12 protein-coding genes and 2 pseudogenes are annotated in these 14,968 nt (G+C 69.1%); 2 read left to right on the forward strand and 12 right to left on the reverse strand.

The window, feature by feature from the left end; translation table 11 throughout:
- Window positions 1–102: 102 nt before the first annotated feature.
- From secF to HNR09_RS15150, 7 genes and pseudogenes are all read right to left on the reverse strand, one after another.
- Window positions 103–1,077: pseudogene (gene secF / locus HNR09_RS15120) on the reverse strand (protein translocase subunit SecF); the annotation flags it as partial.
- Window positions 1,077–3,128, reverse strand: a complete 2,052-nt coding sequence (gene secD / locus HNR09_RS15125) for a protein translocase subunit SecD (protein WP_179542784.1) — start codon at window positions 3,126–3,128, stop codon at window positions 1,077–1,079. The gene secD and the pseudogene secF, both read right to left, overlap by 1 nt.
- A gap of 125 nt (window positions 3,129–3,253) precedes the next feature.
- Window positions 3,254–3,589: a preprotein translocase subunit YajC gene (locus tag HNR09_RS15130; RefSeq protein ID WP_179542785.1), complete on the reverse strand. Its 336-nt coding sequence runs from the start codon at window positions 3,587–3,589 to the stop codon at window positions 3,254–3,256.
- 159 nt (window positions 3,590–3,748) lie between these two features.
- Window positions 3,749–4,822: a Holliday junction branch migration DNA helicase RuvB gene (gene ruvB / locus HNR09_RS15135; protein ID WP_179542786.1), complete on the reverse strand. Its 1,074-nt coding sequence runs from the start codon at window positions 4,820–4,822 to the stop codon at window positions 3,749–3,751.
- Window positions 4,819–5,448 (reverse strand): Holliday junction branch migration protein RuvA, encoded by a 630-nt coding sequence (gene ruvA, locus HNR09_RS15140; protein ID WP_179542787.1) that lies wholly within the window; start codon window positions 5,446–5,448, stop codon window positions 4,819–4,821. Before ruvA ends, ruvB begins: the two co-directional genes overlap by 4 nt.
- 97 nt (window positions 5,449–5,545) lie before the next feature.
- Entirely contained in the window at window positions 5,546–6,259 is a 714-nt protein-coding gene (gene ruvC, locus HNR09_RS15145; RefSeq protein WP_179542788.1) for a crossover junction endodeoxyribonuclease RuvC, read from the reverse strand.
- A gap of 13 nt (window positions 6,260–6,272) precedes the next feature.
- Window positions 6,273–7,031, reverse strand: coding sequence for a YebC/PmpR family DNA-binding transcriptional regulator (locus HNR09_RS15150; RefSeq protein ID WP_179542789.1), 759 nt, complete (start codon window positions 7,029–7,031; stop codon window positions 6,273–6,275).
- Between the two features lie 109 nt (window positions 7,032–7,140).
- Here HNR09_RS15150 and HNR09_RS15155 point away from each other — a divergent pair, with 109 nt between their 5' ends.
- Window positions 7,141–9,291, forward strand: a complete 2,151-nt coding sequence (locus HNR09_RS15155) for a M3 family metallopeptidase (protein WP_179542790.1) — start codon at window positions 7,141–7,143, stop codon at window positions 9,289–9,291.
- Here HNR09_RS15155 and pgsA read toward each other — a convergent pair whose 3' ends face one another.
- From pgsA to HNR09_RS15180, 5 genes are all read right to left on the reverse strand, one after another.
- The gene (gene pgsA, locus HNR09_RS15160; RefSeq protein WP_179542791.1) at window positions 9,292–9,906 is read right to left on the reverse strand and encodes a phosphatidylinositol phosphate synthase; all 615 of its coding nucleotides are present in this window, start codon (window positions 9,904–9,906) and stop codon (window positions 9,292–9,294) included. It lies immediately after the preceding gene.
- Window positions 9,906–10,550 carry an HIT family protein gene (locus HNR09_RS15165; protein WP_179542792.1) on the reverse strand — a complete coding sequence of 215 codons (645 nt, stop codon included), beginning with the start codon at window positions 10,548–10,550 and terminating at the stop codon, window positions 9,906–9,908. Before HNR09_RS15165 ends, pgsA begins: the two co-directional genes overlap by 1 nt.
- A gap of 10 nt (window positions 10,551–10,560) precedes the next feature.
- Window positions 10,561–12,564: a threonine--tRNA ligase gene (gene thrS, locus HNR09_RS15170; RefSeq protein WP_179543248.1), complete on the reverse strand. Its 2,004-nt coding sequence runs from the start codon at window positions 12,562–12,564 to the stop codon at window positions 10,561–10,563.
- Between the two features lie 175 nt (window positions 12,565–12,739).
- Complete coding sequence (locus tag HNR09_RS15175; protein ID WP_179542793.1) at window positions 12,740–13,633, reverse strand: Fpg/Nei family DNA glycosylase; 894 nt, start codon at window positions 13,631–13,633, stop codon at window positions 12,740–12,742.
- A gap of 38 nt (window positions 13,634–13,671) precedes the next feature.
- The gene (locus tag HNR09_RS15180; protein ID WP_179542794.1) at window positions 13,672–14,145 is read right to left on the reverse strand and encodes a ribose-5-phosphate isomerase; all 474 of its coding nucleotides are present in this window, start codon (window positions 14,143–14,145) and stop codon (window positions 13,672–13,674) included.
- Between the two features lie 266 nt (window positions 14,146–14,411).
- Here HNR09_RS15180 and HNR09_RS16275 point away from each other — a divergent pair.
- A pseudogene (locus tag HNR09_RS16275) lies at window positions 14,412–14,774 on the forward strand (OsmC family protein); the annotation flags it as partial.
- Between the last annotated feature and the right edge of the window lie 194 nt (window positions 14,775–14,968).

The raw sequence follows: 14,968 nt of genomic DNA on the forward strand, positions 1-14,968 counted from the left end.
CTCCTCATCCTCCGGCTCGGGCTCCGGCAGGGGCGGGAAGGGCACCGGCCGACCCTGCTCGTCGAGCGGGGTGCCGGAGAAGGTCACCGTGCCGATCCCGCGCTCCGCCCGCAGGCGCAGGACCTCCTCGGTGTGGGCGACGATGTCGGCGTCGTTCCGGCGCGTCCGCGCATAGAGCGGCGCCTGCACGAAGATCGTGGCCAGGGTGCCGACGATGACCCCGACGAACAGCGCCAGGGAGATGTCACGCAGTGTTCCGGCGCCCAGCAGCCAGGCACCGATGAACAGGATGGATCCCACAGGCAGGATGCCGACCACCGAGGTGTTGATCGAGCGGACCAACGTCTGGTTGACCGCGAGGTTGACGCGTTCGGTGAACGTCTGGTCCTTCTGCTGGCGCAGTGACTGCACATTCTCGCGGATCTTGTCGAAGACGACCATCGTGTCGTAGAGGGCGTAGGACAGGATGGTGAGGAAGCCGATGATCGCACTGGGGGTCACCTCGAAGCCGGTCGCCGAGTAGATGCCGGCCGTGGTGATCACCACGAAGCCCAGGCCGAGGATGGCTGCCAGAGACATCTTCCACGTCCGGAAGTAGAGCGCCATGTACAGCGCCACCAGGATGATGAAGATGACCAGGCCCAGCATCATCTGCTCGGAGACCTGTTCGCCCCAGGTCGGGCCGATGAACGTGGAGGTGACGTGGTCCGGAGTGACCCCGTAGGCCTGCTGCAGGGACTCGGCGACCTCCAGGGTCTCGTCATCCGTGAGCTGCTCGGTCTGCACACGCATCGTGTTGGCGGCGATGTTGGTGACGGTCGCGTCCTGACCGGAGACCTCCGCGACGACCTCCTCGCCCAGGGCGATGTCCGTCTCCTCCGTCTGGGAGATGGTGAACTGCGACCCTCCGGTGAACTCGATGCCCAGGTTGAACCCTTGCCGCACGAAAGGGACGGCGATCGAGATCAGCACTGCGAGAGCGGCCAGGAGGAACCACAGATTGGACTTCTGGATGAACGGGTAGGCCCGCTCACCGGTGTAGAGCTGGTTGCCGGCCTTGGCGAAACCTGCGGCCATCAGCGGGCCTCCTCATCGGTGTCGGTGCGGGAGGGGGACGTCGCGGTCTGAGCCGTGGTGCCAGCGGACTGGCGGGCGCGGCGTGCGCGGGCCCGGCGACGCTCGGCGATGGTCATGGTGGCCAGGTCGGCACCCTCCCCCTCGGCGTCTGGGGCGGAGCCTTCCGGTTCAGCCGGGTCCGTGCCGTCTGCCTCTGCGGTCTGGACAGGACGCGGCTCGTCAGCCTCGTCACTCTCGTCGCCGTCGTGACCGGGCGGGGCCACGGAGGAGCCCGTGTCCCTCGCTCCCGGAGCCAGTGCTGAGGAGGAGTCCGTGACGGCCGCACTCACCTCCGGCGGGGAGCCTGCGCTCGAGGGCACTGCCTCGGCCGAGACGATCTCCCGCCGAGCGAACCTCCCGGCCCCCCGGTAGAGCACGTCGACGCCCAGCTCGCGTTCGGAGAGCCCGGAGAACCGCCGACCTGCCGCGAAGAACTTCCGCCGAGCCAGCATCTGCATCACGGGATGGGTGAACAGGAACACCAGGATGACATCCAGGATGGCTGTCAGCCCGAGGGTGAAGGCGAAGCCGCGGACGTTGCCCACGGCCACCATGTACAGGACGACGGCGGCGATGACGTTGACGGCCTTCGAGGCCAGGATCGTGCGCCGAGCCCGGGCCCACCCTGATTCGACCGCTCCCGCCAGCGATCTGCCCTCGCGCAGCTCGTCCTTCACACGTTCGAAATAGACGATGAACGAGTCAGCCGTCAGACCGATCGACACGATCAGACCGGCGATCCCGGCGAGCGAGAGGCGGTAGCCGTCCGACCAGCCGAGCAGCCCGATCGCCCACCAGGTGAGCAGGCCGACGACGGCCAGGGAGGAGATCGTCACCAGCCCCAGGGCTCGGTACTGGAACAGTGCGTAACCGGCCACCAGGACCAGGCCGATGATGCCCGCGAGCAGACCCATGCGGAGCTGGTCAGAACCGAGGGTGGCGGAGATCTGCTCCTCGGACTGGATCTCGAAGGTCACCGGCAGGGAGCCGTAGCGGAGCTGCTCGGAGAGCCCCCGGGCCTCCTCCTCGGAGAAGGAGCCGGAGATCTCTGCACGGCCGTCCGTGATCGGCGAGTTCATGCGCGGGGCGGAGATGACCCGGCTGTCCATGACGATGGCGAACTGGTTGCGTGCGCCCTCCAGACCGTAGAGGCGGGAGGAGGATTCGGCGAATTCTTCGGTGCCCTCCCTGTCCAGGACCAGGTTCACCACCCATCGGCCGGTCTGCTGGCCGGTCTGGGTCTGTTCCATGCCGAAGCTTGCGTCGGAGAGGTGGGTGCCGGGCACCTCGACAGGGCCCAGCACATACTTCATCCCGGTCTCCGGGTCGCAGGTCACCATGGGGGCGTCCGATTCGGCAGCCTGGTGCTCCTCGATCGACACCTCACGACTGCAGGAGAAGTTGGCGAAGTCGGCCGCCACCTCCTGGGTGATCCAGTTGGGATCAGAGGGGTTCTCCGGATCGGCCGTCGGCTCGGGGAAGTCCTCGGGCTGGGCGGTCTCACCTTCTGGAATCTCGTCCTCAGCCACCTCCTCCTGAGCCTCGGCGGCCTCCTCCAGCTCTTCGGCCTCCTCTTCGGACAGCCCCTCCTCGACCAGCTGGTCGACGTAGGTGGGGTCCATCTCAGCCTGGAGCACCGGGCGGAACTCCATGTCCGCGGATGCCTGGATGAGCTCACGGGTCTCGGGGTCAGGAGTTCCGGGCATCCCGACCACGACGTTCTCGGCACCCTGGGTGGCGATCTCGGCCTCGGACACACCTGATCCGTCCACACGCTGGCGGATGATCTCCACCGCCTGCTCCAACTGCTCACTGTCGAGCTGCTCGTCACCGTCCACATGGGGGGAGAGGACCATCTGTGTGCCTCCCGAGAGGTCCAGAGCCAGCAGCGGGGCCCACTGCGCACGGTCCTGGGAGACTCCGTAGGCCAGCAGGCCGCCCATCCCCAGGATGAGCACCAACAGTCCGATCAGGGCCGCGCGTGCGCGGGCCACCGGTGTGCTTTTCGCCATCAGGCTCTGATCAACCTTCCGCTCGTCGGATGATCCGAGGGCCGGGCGCGGTCGCGCCGTCATGGCCCTCAGACGCCACAGCCCGCGCACCGGTCAGGTGGCGGGCTGTGCAGGGGTGCACGGGGTCAGCGGTCCTCGTGCTCCGAGGTCTCCTCGGAGGGGTCCTCAGAAGGCTCCTCGGACGGTTCCTCGGGGGAGGTCGCCGGGGTGAGCACGTGCTGGACCGCCGGAAGCTGGAAGTCCACGCGGTCGCCTCCGGAGAACTCCAGGGTGACGCGCTGACGCTCCTCGTCGCGAGCCACCACGGTCCCGACGATCCCCCCAGCGGTGACCACCTCGGCGCCCGGGACGGCGCCGCTGACGGCGGCCGACTGCGCGTCACGCATCTTCTTCCCGCGCCGGAAGGTCATCAGCATGAAGAGCGCGAGGATGGCGATCATGATCAGAAGAAAGGGATCCATCAGAGCGCACCCCCGTCCGCCACGTCTGCCGGGTGCATTGCGAAGACTTGAGGTTCGTTCACCGGTTGGGCCAATCTGTTCGCTCGGAGGGCAGGTCACGACTGGATGACGCGCACTGGATGCCAGGCACCGTACGGTGCCGTTCAACCGGACAGACTATCAGCTGTCCCGGCCGTTCCAGGGCCCACTCGGCGCGTCGCCCGGGATCCGTCCGCTCTGAGCGGAGTCAGGAGGGTGGAGCCCCAGGTGGCGCCAGGCGTCGTCCGTGGCGATGCGCCCGCGTGGGGTGCGGGCGAGCAGGCCTTCCCGGACGAGGTACGGCTCCGCCACGGTCTCGACCGTCTCCGTCTCCTCACCCACCAGGATGGCCAGTGTCGAGAGTCCCACCGGTCCGCCGCGGAACTTCACGCACAGCGCCTCCAACACCGCTCGGTCGAGGCGGTCCAGCCCGCGCCGATCCACCTCATAGGTGTCCAGGGCCTCTCCTGCGGCGCCGCTGTCCACCACCGCGACCCCGTGCACCAGCGCCCAGTCGCGGACCCGACGCAGCAGCCGGTTGGCGATGCGGGGGGTCCCTCGGGAGCGTGTGGCGATCTCGGCGAATCCGGCGTCGTCGACCCTGATGTCCAGCATCCCCGCAGACCGCCGGAGCACCCGCTCCAACTCCTCGGCCGAGTAATACTCGAGATGCCCGGTGAACCCGAACCTGTCCCGCAGCGGGCCGGGCAGCAGGCCGGCACGGGTGGTGGCACCCACGAGGGTGAACGGAGGAAGCTCGAGCGGGATGGAGGTGGCACCCGCCCCCTTGCCGACGATGATGTCGACGCGGAAGTCCTCCATCGCCATGTAGAGCATCTCCTCGGCGGGACGAGACATCCGATGGATCTCATCGATGAAGAGCACCTCTCCCTCGGTGAGCGAGGAGAGGATGGCCGCGAGATCCCCGGCGTGCTGGATGGCGGGCCCCGAGGTGATGCGCAGGTGGGCGTTCATCTCGGCGGCGATGATCATCGCCAAGGTGGTCTTCCCCAGGCCGGGCGGCCCGGAGAGGAGCACGTGGTCGGAGGCCGCCTCACGGAGACGCGAGGACTCCAGCACCAGCGAGAGCTGGCCGCGGACGGTCGTCTGCCCGACGAAGTCCTCCAGCGACTTCGGACGCAGAGCGGCTTCGAGGACCTTCTCCTCAGTGGCCGGCGCGGAGCCGACGAGTTCACGCGGATCCCGATCGCTCATCGGCCGATCCCGGCGGGGGTGGAGCCGAGCATCCTCAGGGTGTGCCGCAGCACCACGGCCACCTCGGCGTCGGCGAGTTCAGGCTCTTCCCGAAGCACGCGCTCGACGGCAGACCGTGCATCCTTCTCCGTCCAGCCCAGGGAGCTCAGAGCCTCCTGCACCTGGGCGCCGGTCTCCTCGAGCCGAGAGGGCACCGTCGTGGCAGGTTCGGCCGCGGGCTGATCGATGACGAGCTTGCCGGCCAGCTCCAGCAGGATCCGTTGGGCCGTCTTCTTGCCGATCCCGGGAACCTTGGTGAAGGCGGCGGTATCGGAGTCGGCGATCGCCTGACGCACCTCGGCGGGGACATGCACGCTCAGCACCGCCAGTGCCAGCCGCGGCCCCACTCCCGAGATCCCGAGCAGCGTCGTGAAGATCTCCCGCTCGCCGACGTCGGCGAAGCCGAACAGCAGCGGAGCGTCGTCCTGCCTGGGCACGAACGAGGTCTGCAGCCTGGTCTCCTGGCCGGGGCGAAGCTCGGCGAGCGTCTGCGGTGTGGCCGTCACCTGGAGTCCGAAGCCGGAGACCTCCACGACAGCATGGTCCAACCCCACATGGAGCACCTCGCCCCGGATAGAAGAGATCATCGTCCACCAGTCCTGTCTTGAGCGGGTGCGCCGTCAGGAGCGGCCGATTCGGCCGACGATCGCCACGGCGCCTCGTTAGTACACATCTTCGAAGAGACTACCGTCCGAGGCGGGGATCCCCGCGCCCGACGCGCCCGGCGCGGCCGCCTGCCGCTCGCCGCTCAGCATCTTTCCAAGCCTGCTGGGCGGCGGTGAGGCCGCCGGTTCTGCTCTCAGTCGCCTTCTGCAGAGCTGTTCGGGCGCCCTGATGGGTCCGGGTGCCGGCGGACATGTCCTGCCGCGTCCCGATCCCGGAGCGCCAGGCGTGGCAGATCGCGACGGCGTAGGCATCAGTGGCGTCCACCGGCTTCGGCAGCGTGGGCAGCCGCAGGATCCGCTGGACCATCCGGGCGACGGCCGCCTTGTCTGCGGCTCCGTCGTCGGTCACCGCCGCCTTGACCTCCGACGGCGTGTGCCACGCGACCGGGATCCCCCGGGCGGCGGCCGCCGCGATGACCACTCCCGAGGCCTGGGCGGTGCCGATCACCGTGGGCGCGTTGTTCTGCGCGAAGACGCGCTCGATGGCGAGCACATCAGGGGCATGGACGTCGAGCAGCCGCTCAGCCGCGCGCTGGATCGCGAGGATCCGCTCGGCCAGCTCCTGATCCGAGCGGGTCCCGGTGACCTCCACATGCACTGACTCGCCGGTGCGGTCTCGGTTCATCTCCACGATCGCGAAGCCGCAGCGGGTCAGCCCCGGATCCACTCCCAGGATCCGCTGGGCGACCCGTGAGTCGCCTGCCGTGCCGCCGACGCGCGCCGATGCCGCCATCGCCGGACCCAGGTCAGCTCTCGGCGTCGAGCGCGGCCATGGTGTCCGCGCTGAGGTCGGCGTTGGTGTGGATGTTCTGCACGTCGTCGAGGTCCTCGAGCGCGTCGTGGAGCTTGAGGAATTTCTTGGCCGCCGCGAGGTCCAGATCGACCTTGACCTCGGAGACGAACTCCACCTCATCGGAGTCGCAGGTGATCCCGGCCCCCTCGAGCGCCGTGACGACCTCTTGGAGATCCTGCGGCTCGGACTGCACCTCGAAGGTGTCCTCGTGCTCCAGGAGCTCCTCGACGCCGGCCTCGAGGACCGCGGCGAGCACGTCATCCTCGGTGAGGCCCTCCTTGGGAACGGTGACGACGCCCTTGCGCTGGAACATGTAGGCCACGGAACCCGGGTCCGCCACGGTGCCGCCGGAGCGGGTCACAGCCACCCGCACCTCGGAAGCCGCGCGGTTGCGGTTGTCGGTGAGGCACTCGACGAGCAGCGCAGAACCCTGCGGCCCACGCACCTCGTACATGATCTCCTCATACTCGACGGCGTCGCCGGTCAGGCCGGCCCCACGCTTGATGGCACGGTCGATGTTGTCATTGGGGACCGAGTTCTTCTTGGCCTTGGAGACCGCCAGATCCAACGCCGGGTTGCCGGCAGGGTCAGGGCCGCCGTTGCGCGCGGCGACCTCGATCTGCTTGATGTAGCGAGCGTTGATCTTGGCGCGCTTGGCGTCCACAGCAGCCTTGCGGTGCTTGGTGTTGGCCCATTTGGAGTGGCCGGCCATAGTTCTCCGATCTCGTCAGTCAGGGTTTCAGGGCATGGCATGTCGAGGTGACATGCGACAAGTACTCTGGGGATCAGCCTACCGTCGACACGATCGGAAAGCAGTCGCCTTGAGTCACACCGCCTCCCCCGGCTCACCCCCCACCGAACGAACCGCGGACGCGGCGCCCCAGGCGTCCTCCTCCGGGGATCCCTTCGGGGAGGGGTTCCTCCTGGAACACCAGCACCCGGACCTGCGCCGGGTCTCTTCGACCGACTGGCTGCCGGCGCTGCGGGCCGGAATGGCCGATGCACGTCGGGACCTGGACCAGGTGGCCGACGACGACGCCCCCGCTGACGCGGAGAACACGCTGCGAGCCATCGGCCGCGCCGGTCGCCGGCTCACGCGCGTCCACCGGGCCTTCTCCTGTCGGTTCTCCGCAGACGGCACCGATGAGCTCCAGCAGGTTCAGGCCGAGATCGCCCCCGAGCTGGCCGCGCACCGTGACTGGTTCCAGCTCCATGCCGGTCTGCATCGTCGTCTGCAGGAGCTCGCCGAACGTGCCGCCTCAGGAGAGACCGCCCTGAGTGAGGAGCAGTCACGGATGCTCGGACAGCTGCTGGCGGAGGCCCAGGCGGCCGGAGCGGGTCTCGACGCAGACGCCCGGTCCGAGCTGCGTGCGCTCAACCGAGGCCTCGCCGAGGAGGAGTCCGCCTATCAGCGTCTCCAACGACGAGAAGCTGAGGAGAGCGCCGTGCTCGTGACCGATCCTGCCGCTCTCGCCGGGCTCGAAGGCGCCCCGCGGTCCTCGGCCGCTGAGGCCGCCCGCGACGCCGGCCACGCGGAGAGTCACCTGCTCCGGCTGTCCATGCCGGTCCAGCAGCCGTTGCTGGCCTTCTTGGAGGATCGCGACACCCGCCGCCGCCTCCACGAGGCCTCCGTCTCGCGCGGCACGCTGCCTGGCGAGGACGGGCGCACCACCCGACAGATCGGGGCCCGGATCGCCGTGCTCCGAGCACGGCGGGCCCGACTGCTGGGGCACGCTCACCACCTGGACGCGGTGCTGCCGCTGCGCACCGCCCCGGACAGGAGAGGCATCGAGGAGATGCTGCGTCCGCTGGCCGAGGGCGGACTCCGACGGCTGGCCGCCGAACTGGCCGCCGTCGAATCGCACCTGCACGCTGCAGGAGAGGTCGACGGCGCACTGCAACCCTGGGACATCAGTTACGGGCTGGCCGTCGTCGCACGGGCACGTGCGGCCCGGACCGAGCCGGTCGGTGACCGCGATGACGGCTCCCTGCCGCTGGAGACCGCCCTGAGCCGGGTCTTCGAGGCGGCGCGTCGTGTCTATGGACTGCAGGTCCTCGAACGCGAGGACCTCCCGCCTTTCGTCGAGGGAGCACGGTCCTTCGAGGTGCGTGAGTCGGACGGTGCCGTGCTGGGCCTGTTCCTGCTGGACCTGCACAGCCGCCCCACCAAGGCCGGCGGTGCCTGGATGAACTCGTTCTCTGTGGCCTCCACGCTGACCGGGGCACGCCCGGTCGTCATCAACTGTCTGAATCTGGCGCGGCCCGCTGCCGGTGACCTCCCCCGCGTCACCAGGGCTGAGCAGCGCACCCTGTTCCATGAGTTCGGGCATGCCCTGCACGGGCTGCTGGCCGAGGCAGAGTTCGAGGAGCTCTCCGGCACCGCCGTGCCGAGGGACAACGTCGAGTTCCCCTCCCAGGTCAACGAGGTCTTCGCCGAACTGTGGCGCCACTCCCCCGGCGACGCCCGGCACCACGAAGAGGGCGGCGTCCCCGGACGGGACGATCGTGAGGACATCCGGCTGTGGGGACGCGGGATGAAGACCGTCGAGCACGTGGCCGCCGTCGTGCTCGACCTGGCCTGGCACACCATGAGCGTGGAACAGGCGGAGGAGGCCGCGGAGGATCCGGAGGGGTTCGAGCGTCGGGCCCTGGCCGCCTGGGGCCTTGACCATCCCCTCGTGCCGCCGCGCTACGGCACCGGGTTCTTCAAGCACATCTTCGCCGGCTCCGGATACGCCGCCGGCTACTACTCGTACCTCTGGGCGGAGGTTCTCGCGGCCGACGCCGCCGACTGGTTCCGCGAGCTGATGGGTGACGAGACGGCCCTCGCACGGGCCGGGCAGCACTTCCGCCGTGAGGTGCTCAGCAGGGGCAACACCCGTGCGCCCGAGGAGTCTTTTCGCCGAGCGGTCGGGCACGCTCCCTCGATCACCCCGATGCTGCGCAGCCTGGGTATGGACGTGCCCGCCTGATCAGTGACTCTGCCGGTCCGCCTGAGCTCTGACGCTGACCATCCGTTGGACGACCGTCACGGCCGAGGCGACGGCCAGCAGGGTGAGCACTCCGAGCAGCACACCGGGGTGCAGGCCGAGCCCGGTGAAGCCGGTGAAGACCAACGTCACCACCATGCGTTCGGGCCGTTCGGCGATGCCCACGTCCGCGATGTAGCCCAGAGCCTCGGCCTTGGCGCGGACATAGGAGACCAGACCCCCGAGCAGCAGGCAGGCCGCCGCCGCCACCCCGATCCACGGCTGGTCTCCTCCCGTGAAGAACCAGATCAGGAGCCCGAGGAACACGGCGCCGTCCTGGACACGGTCCAGGGTGGAGTCCAGGAAGCCGCCCAACGGCGAGGTGCGATCGCTCAGGCGGGCCATGAGACCGTCGACGAGGTCCGAGAAGATGAACAGAGTGATGAACACGGTCCCCCAGAAAAGCTCCCCCAACGGGTAGAGCACCAGGGCTCCCAGACTCACCCCGAGGGTGCCGATGATGGTGACCGCGTTCGGCGTCACTCCCATCCTGATCAGCAGCCGCGCGAGCGGGGTGAACAGGGAGGCGAAGAGGTTGCGGGCGTGTCTGTTCAGCATCAGGCCTCACCCTCCTCGACCCGGGCCCGGGGATCCCGCTCGCTGCGGGCCTGCTGCTCGGCGAAGCTGTGGGCGGCGTCGTCCCAGACGTCGTGAAGCATGCGGTGGGTCTCCCCCAGGGTCTGTGCCATGTTCTTGGTCTGGGCGATGATCGGCAGGAAGTTCCCGTCCCCGCCCCAGCGCGGCACCACATGCTGGTGCAGGTGGGCCGAGATGCCGGCGCCGCCGTCCTTGCCCTGATTCAGCCCCAGGTTGAACCCTCCGGGGGCCGCGACGGTGCGCAGGGCCACCATCGCCACCTGGGAGAGCCGGATGAACTCCTGGGACTCCGCGAGGGTGAGATCCGTGAGGTCGGGGACATGCCGGTAGGGGCACACCAGCAGATGCCCGGGGTTGTACGGGTAGAGGTTGAGCAGCACGTAGCAGTGGTGGCCCCGGTGGACGATGAGGGACTCATCGTCGGAGCGCCTCGGCCCGACGCAGAACGGGCAGTCCTCAGCCCCTGAGACCTGGTCCTGGCCGCGCCGCATGTAGGCGATGCGGTGGGGGTTCCAGAGCCGCTGAAACGCATCGGGCACGCCGGCGAGAGGAAAGTCATCCGTCTCTGCGTCAGCACCGCCGGCGACGTCCCGCTCCTGGTCCATCACGAGAAGCTCAGGCCTCTCGGTCTTCGATGGCCTTCAGGATGCGGGACACGGCCTCGTCGACGGGGACCTGGTTGTCCTGGCTGCCATCGCGGAAGCGGAAGGACACCGCTCCGGCCTCGGCATCCTCGCCACCGGCGATGAGCACGAAGGGGATCTTGTCCTTGGAGGCGGTGCGGATCTTCTTCGGGAACCGGTCGCTGCCGTCCTCGAGCTCGGCGCGCACCCCGGCGGCCTTCAGCCGATCGATGACCTCGGCGAGGTAGTCGTTGAAGGGCTCCGCCACCGGAATCCCGCGCACCTGCACCGGGGCCAGCCATGCCGGAAACGCCCCGGCATAGTGCTCCAGCAGAATGGCGAAGAACCGTTCGATGGAGCCGAAGAGCGCCCGATGGATCATGATGGGACGCTGCCTGGTGCCGTCTTCGGCGGCGTACTCGAGCTCGAAGCGTTCAGGCAGGTTCGGGTCCACCTGCACCGTGGAGAGCTGCCACTTGCGTCCGATGGCGTCCGTGACCTTCAAGTCGATCTTCGGGCCGTAGAACGCCGCCTCTCCGGCGATCTCGGTGAGCTTCAGCCCGGAGCTGACGGCGACGTTGCGCAGCGCCTGGGTGGAGGACTCCCAGAACTCGTCCGAGCCGACCCACTTGGCCTTCTCGTCATCACGCATGGACAGTTCGAGCTCGAACGTCTCCAGCCCGAAGTCCCTCAGCAGCGAGACCACGAACTCGACCACCTTGGTGACCTCGTCCTCGAGCTGGTCCTGGCGCACGAACAGATGGGCGTCGTCCTGGGTGAACCCCCGCACCCGGGTGAGTCCGTGCAGGGCGCCGGAGCGCTCGTTGCGGTAGACGGTGCCGTTCTCCGCCAGGCGCAGCGGCAGCTCCCGGTAACTGCGCCCGCGCTCCTTGTAGATGAGGATGTGCATCGGGCAGTTCATGGGCTTCAGGAAGTAGTCCTGGCCCTGCTTGGTGATGTTGCCCTCGTCGTCGCGCTCCTCGTCCATGTGGATGGCGGGCCACATGTCGTCCTGGTAGTTGGCCAGGTGACCGGAGGTCGCGAACAGGTCCGCCTTGGAGATGTGCGGGGTGTACACGTACTGGTAGCCGGACTCCAGGTGCCGTGCCCGTGCGTGCTGCTCCATCAGGCCGCGGACCAGGCCGCCCTTGGGGTGCCAGACAGAGAGGCCCGAGCCGATCTCCTCCGGGAAGCTGAAGAGGTCCAGCTCCCGACCGAGACGACGGTGGTCGCGGCGCTCCGCCTCAGCGAGACGGTCTTTGTAGGCCTTCAGATCATCCTTGGTGGGCCACGCGGTGCCGTAGAGGCGCTGGAGCTGCGGATTGGCCTCCTTGCCGCGCCAGTAGGCGCCCGCTGCCCGCATCACCGAGTAGGCGTTGGCGATCGGCTTGGTGGACGGCAGATGCGGGCCGCGGCAGAGGTCCGCCCAGACCCGCTCTCCGTGGCGGTCCACGTTGTGGTAAAGGGTGATCTCACCCCCGCCGATCTCCACCGAAGCGCCCTCGGTGGCGGAGGCGCCGTTCTGCGAGTCGAGCAGCTCCAGCTTGTACGGCTCCTGGGCCATCGCCGCGCGCGCCTGCTCCTCCGTGACGACCTCACGCTCGAAGCGCTGGCCCTGCTTGACGATCCTCTGCATCGCCTTCTCGATCTTCTTCAGGTCCTCCGGGGTGAAGGGCTCGTCGACGTCGAAGTCGAAGTAGAAGCCGTCGGTGATGTAGGGACCGATGCCCAGCTTGGCATCGGGGAAGAGCTGCTGGACCGCCTGGGCCATGACATGCGCGGTGGAGTGACGCAGCACCTCGAGGCCCGCCTCCTCGGTGATCTGGACCGGCTCGACGACGGCACCTGCGGGGAGCTCACGGGATAGGTCCCAGAGCTGGCCGTCGACGCGCATGACCACGATGGTCGGCTGCTCCGCGAAGAGAGTGGTCCCAGTGGTGCCCGGCGTGATGGCGGTGGCCTCGCCGTCGATCGTGATGGTGATCTTCTCGGACACTGCGTTGTCGGACACTTGGAGCGGTTCTCCTCACGGATCGGCCAGGTTCACCGGCCACGGTCGGGGCACGTGGGACCTCGTCAACGGGGTCGGATGCGATTCTACGGGAATCGGCCCGTGCTTATGCACCGCAGGCAGGACATGCACACCGAGCAAGGGGGCGATCCGCCGGCCCTCAGCGTTGGCATCCCGGGCACCAGTAGAGTCTGCGACCCTGCAGCTCCTGCGCGGCGAGGGTCTCCCCGCAGCGCAGGCAGCTGGTGCCCTGGTGCTGATAGACCCAGTGGCGGCGTCCGGCGGCGCCGTCGTGGGAGGCCGCGGCGTCCTCGGGCCGCAGGGTGCGGATCACACCCTCGGCGACCCCCTGGCGGAGCTGTGCGGTGAGTCGGTGCCAGAGCGAGGCCACGGCCTCCTGGCTGAGACGCTGGGCAGGCGTCTGCGGGTCCATCTGCTCCAGGAAGAGCGACTCGGCCCGGTAGATGTTGCCCACTCCCGCGATGACAGACTGATCCATCAGAGCGGCCGCGATCGGAATGCGCCGGCGTGCCAGCCGGGCTGCGAAGTCCCCCGCGGCCTGCTCACTCAGCACCTCGGCGGGCTGCCGCAGGGGATCCGGGCCGAGGCGAGTGATGACGCGTTCATAGTCCGGGACGTCCAGCACCGCACAGGTGGCAGGGCCACGGAGGTCGGCCCAGCCATGGCGGACGTGGATCCGGGCGCGGACCGCTCCGGCAGGAGCGGCGGGGACGATCCAGCCGGCGTCGTCATAGTGGGCCTCCACGGGCTCGGCGGCCGTCCGCGGCGCACCCAGTGTGGCCGCACCGGAGAACTCCTCGTCGCCGCGGAAGCTGAAGGCGCCGTAGAGCCCGAGGTGGACCTGCCAGATGTCGGCGCCGACGTGGACGAACAGGTGTTTGCCCCACGCCTCGGCCCGCTCCGGGGTCCGGCCGTCGAGGCGCGCGGCACCGGCGGCGAAGCGCCCCTGCGGCGAGCTGACCCGCCAGGGGTGACCGACGAAGAGGCGGTCCAGCTGACGAGCGAGACGGTGGAGGGTGTGACCTTCAGGCATAGGACGTGTGTGAAACGCGTCGACGGCGGGCTCTGGGCTCAGTCGACGATCTCGCCGGACTCCTCATAGCGGGCGATCTTGCCGATGCGGCGCGCATGGCGCTCCGCCTCACTCCACCGGGCGGCGAGAAAGGCCTCGACGATCTCGGCGGCCTGCTCGACGCTGTGCTGGCGTCCCCCCAGCCCCACGACGTTGGCGTCGTTGTGCTCGCGCGCCAGTCGCGCCGTCTCCAGGTTCCAGGCCAGCGCGGCGCGGATGCCCCGGACCTTGTTGGCCGCGATCTGCTCCCCGTTGCCGGAGCCGCCGAGCACGATGCCCAGCGAATCCAGTCCTTGGAGGCGCTCCTGAGCCACGGCCTCGGCCGCACGGAGGCAGAATGCCGGGTAGTCGTCCAGGGCGTCGTACTCCCGGGGCCCGTGGTCGATCATCTCGTAACCCAGGGCGCTGAGGTGCTTCACGAGGTGGGTGGAGAGCTCCATGCCGGCGTGGTCGGTGGCGATGTGGACGCGCATGTCGGGCGGTGTTCCTCTCGGGGACATCAGATGGCGGTCGGCTCGAGGGCGACAGCAGGTGCTGCCGCGCCGATGACATCCTATGGGGAAATCGCCCTGCGCCCGGCACGCCTCGCTCCGGGCGGTATCGTGAGGGAGGAGCGACCACAGATGAGGAGAGCATGCAGATCGACCAGCACACCTTCCGGGTGGAGGTCGCCTGGAGCGACGCCGACGGCGGCACGACCGGAGCGCGCGACTACCGGCGTGAGCACACCATCACGGCGATGCTGAGCGAACGAGAGGTGGCCCGGGGGCTCGAGTCCCCGCCCCCGCTGACCGGTTCGGCCGCGCGCGCCTTCCACGGCGACGCTGAACGGTGGAACCCCGAGCAGCTGCTCCTCGCCGCCCTGGCACAGTGCCACACGTTGTCCTACCTGCACGCCGCGGCCGGGGCAGGAGTGGTGGTCACCGCCATGACGGTGCGCGGCACCGCCGAGCTGCGCGTCCACAGCGACGGCTCCGGGGACATCACCGCCGCCGTGCTCCGCCCCGAGGTCACGTTGGCCGAGGAGTCCCAGCGGACCCAGGCAGACGCACTGCACGCCGAGGCGAGCGGGCGCTGCTTCATCGCGCGCAGCGTGAACTTCCCGGTCACCCACGAACCGGTCACACCGGCCGCGGCGGCCTCCGACGACGACTCACGGCCCACCTTCTCTCGGCGGCTGGGCGCGCCTATCGCCACGGTGAGGCCCGTGGGCAGGCCACCCTCTCAGGTCAGCGGCCTCGCCCGCCGGGACCAGCCGAGCGGAGGGGCGGAACAGGCCCCTCAGCGGCCTGATCC

Origin of the sequence: Nesterenkonia xinjiangensis, assembly GCF_013410745.1 — a bacterium.
Classification (GTDB): domain Bacteria; phylum Actinomycetota; class Actinomycetes; order Actinomycetales; family Micrococcaceae; genus Nesterenkonia; species Nesterenkonia xinjiangensis.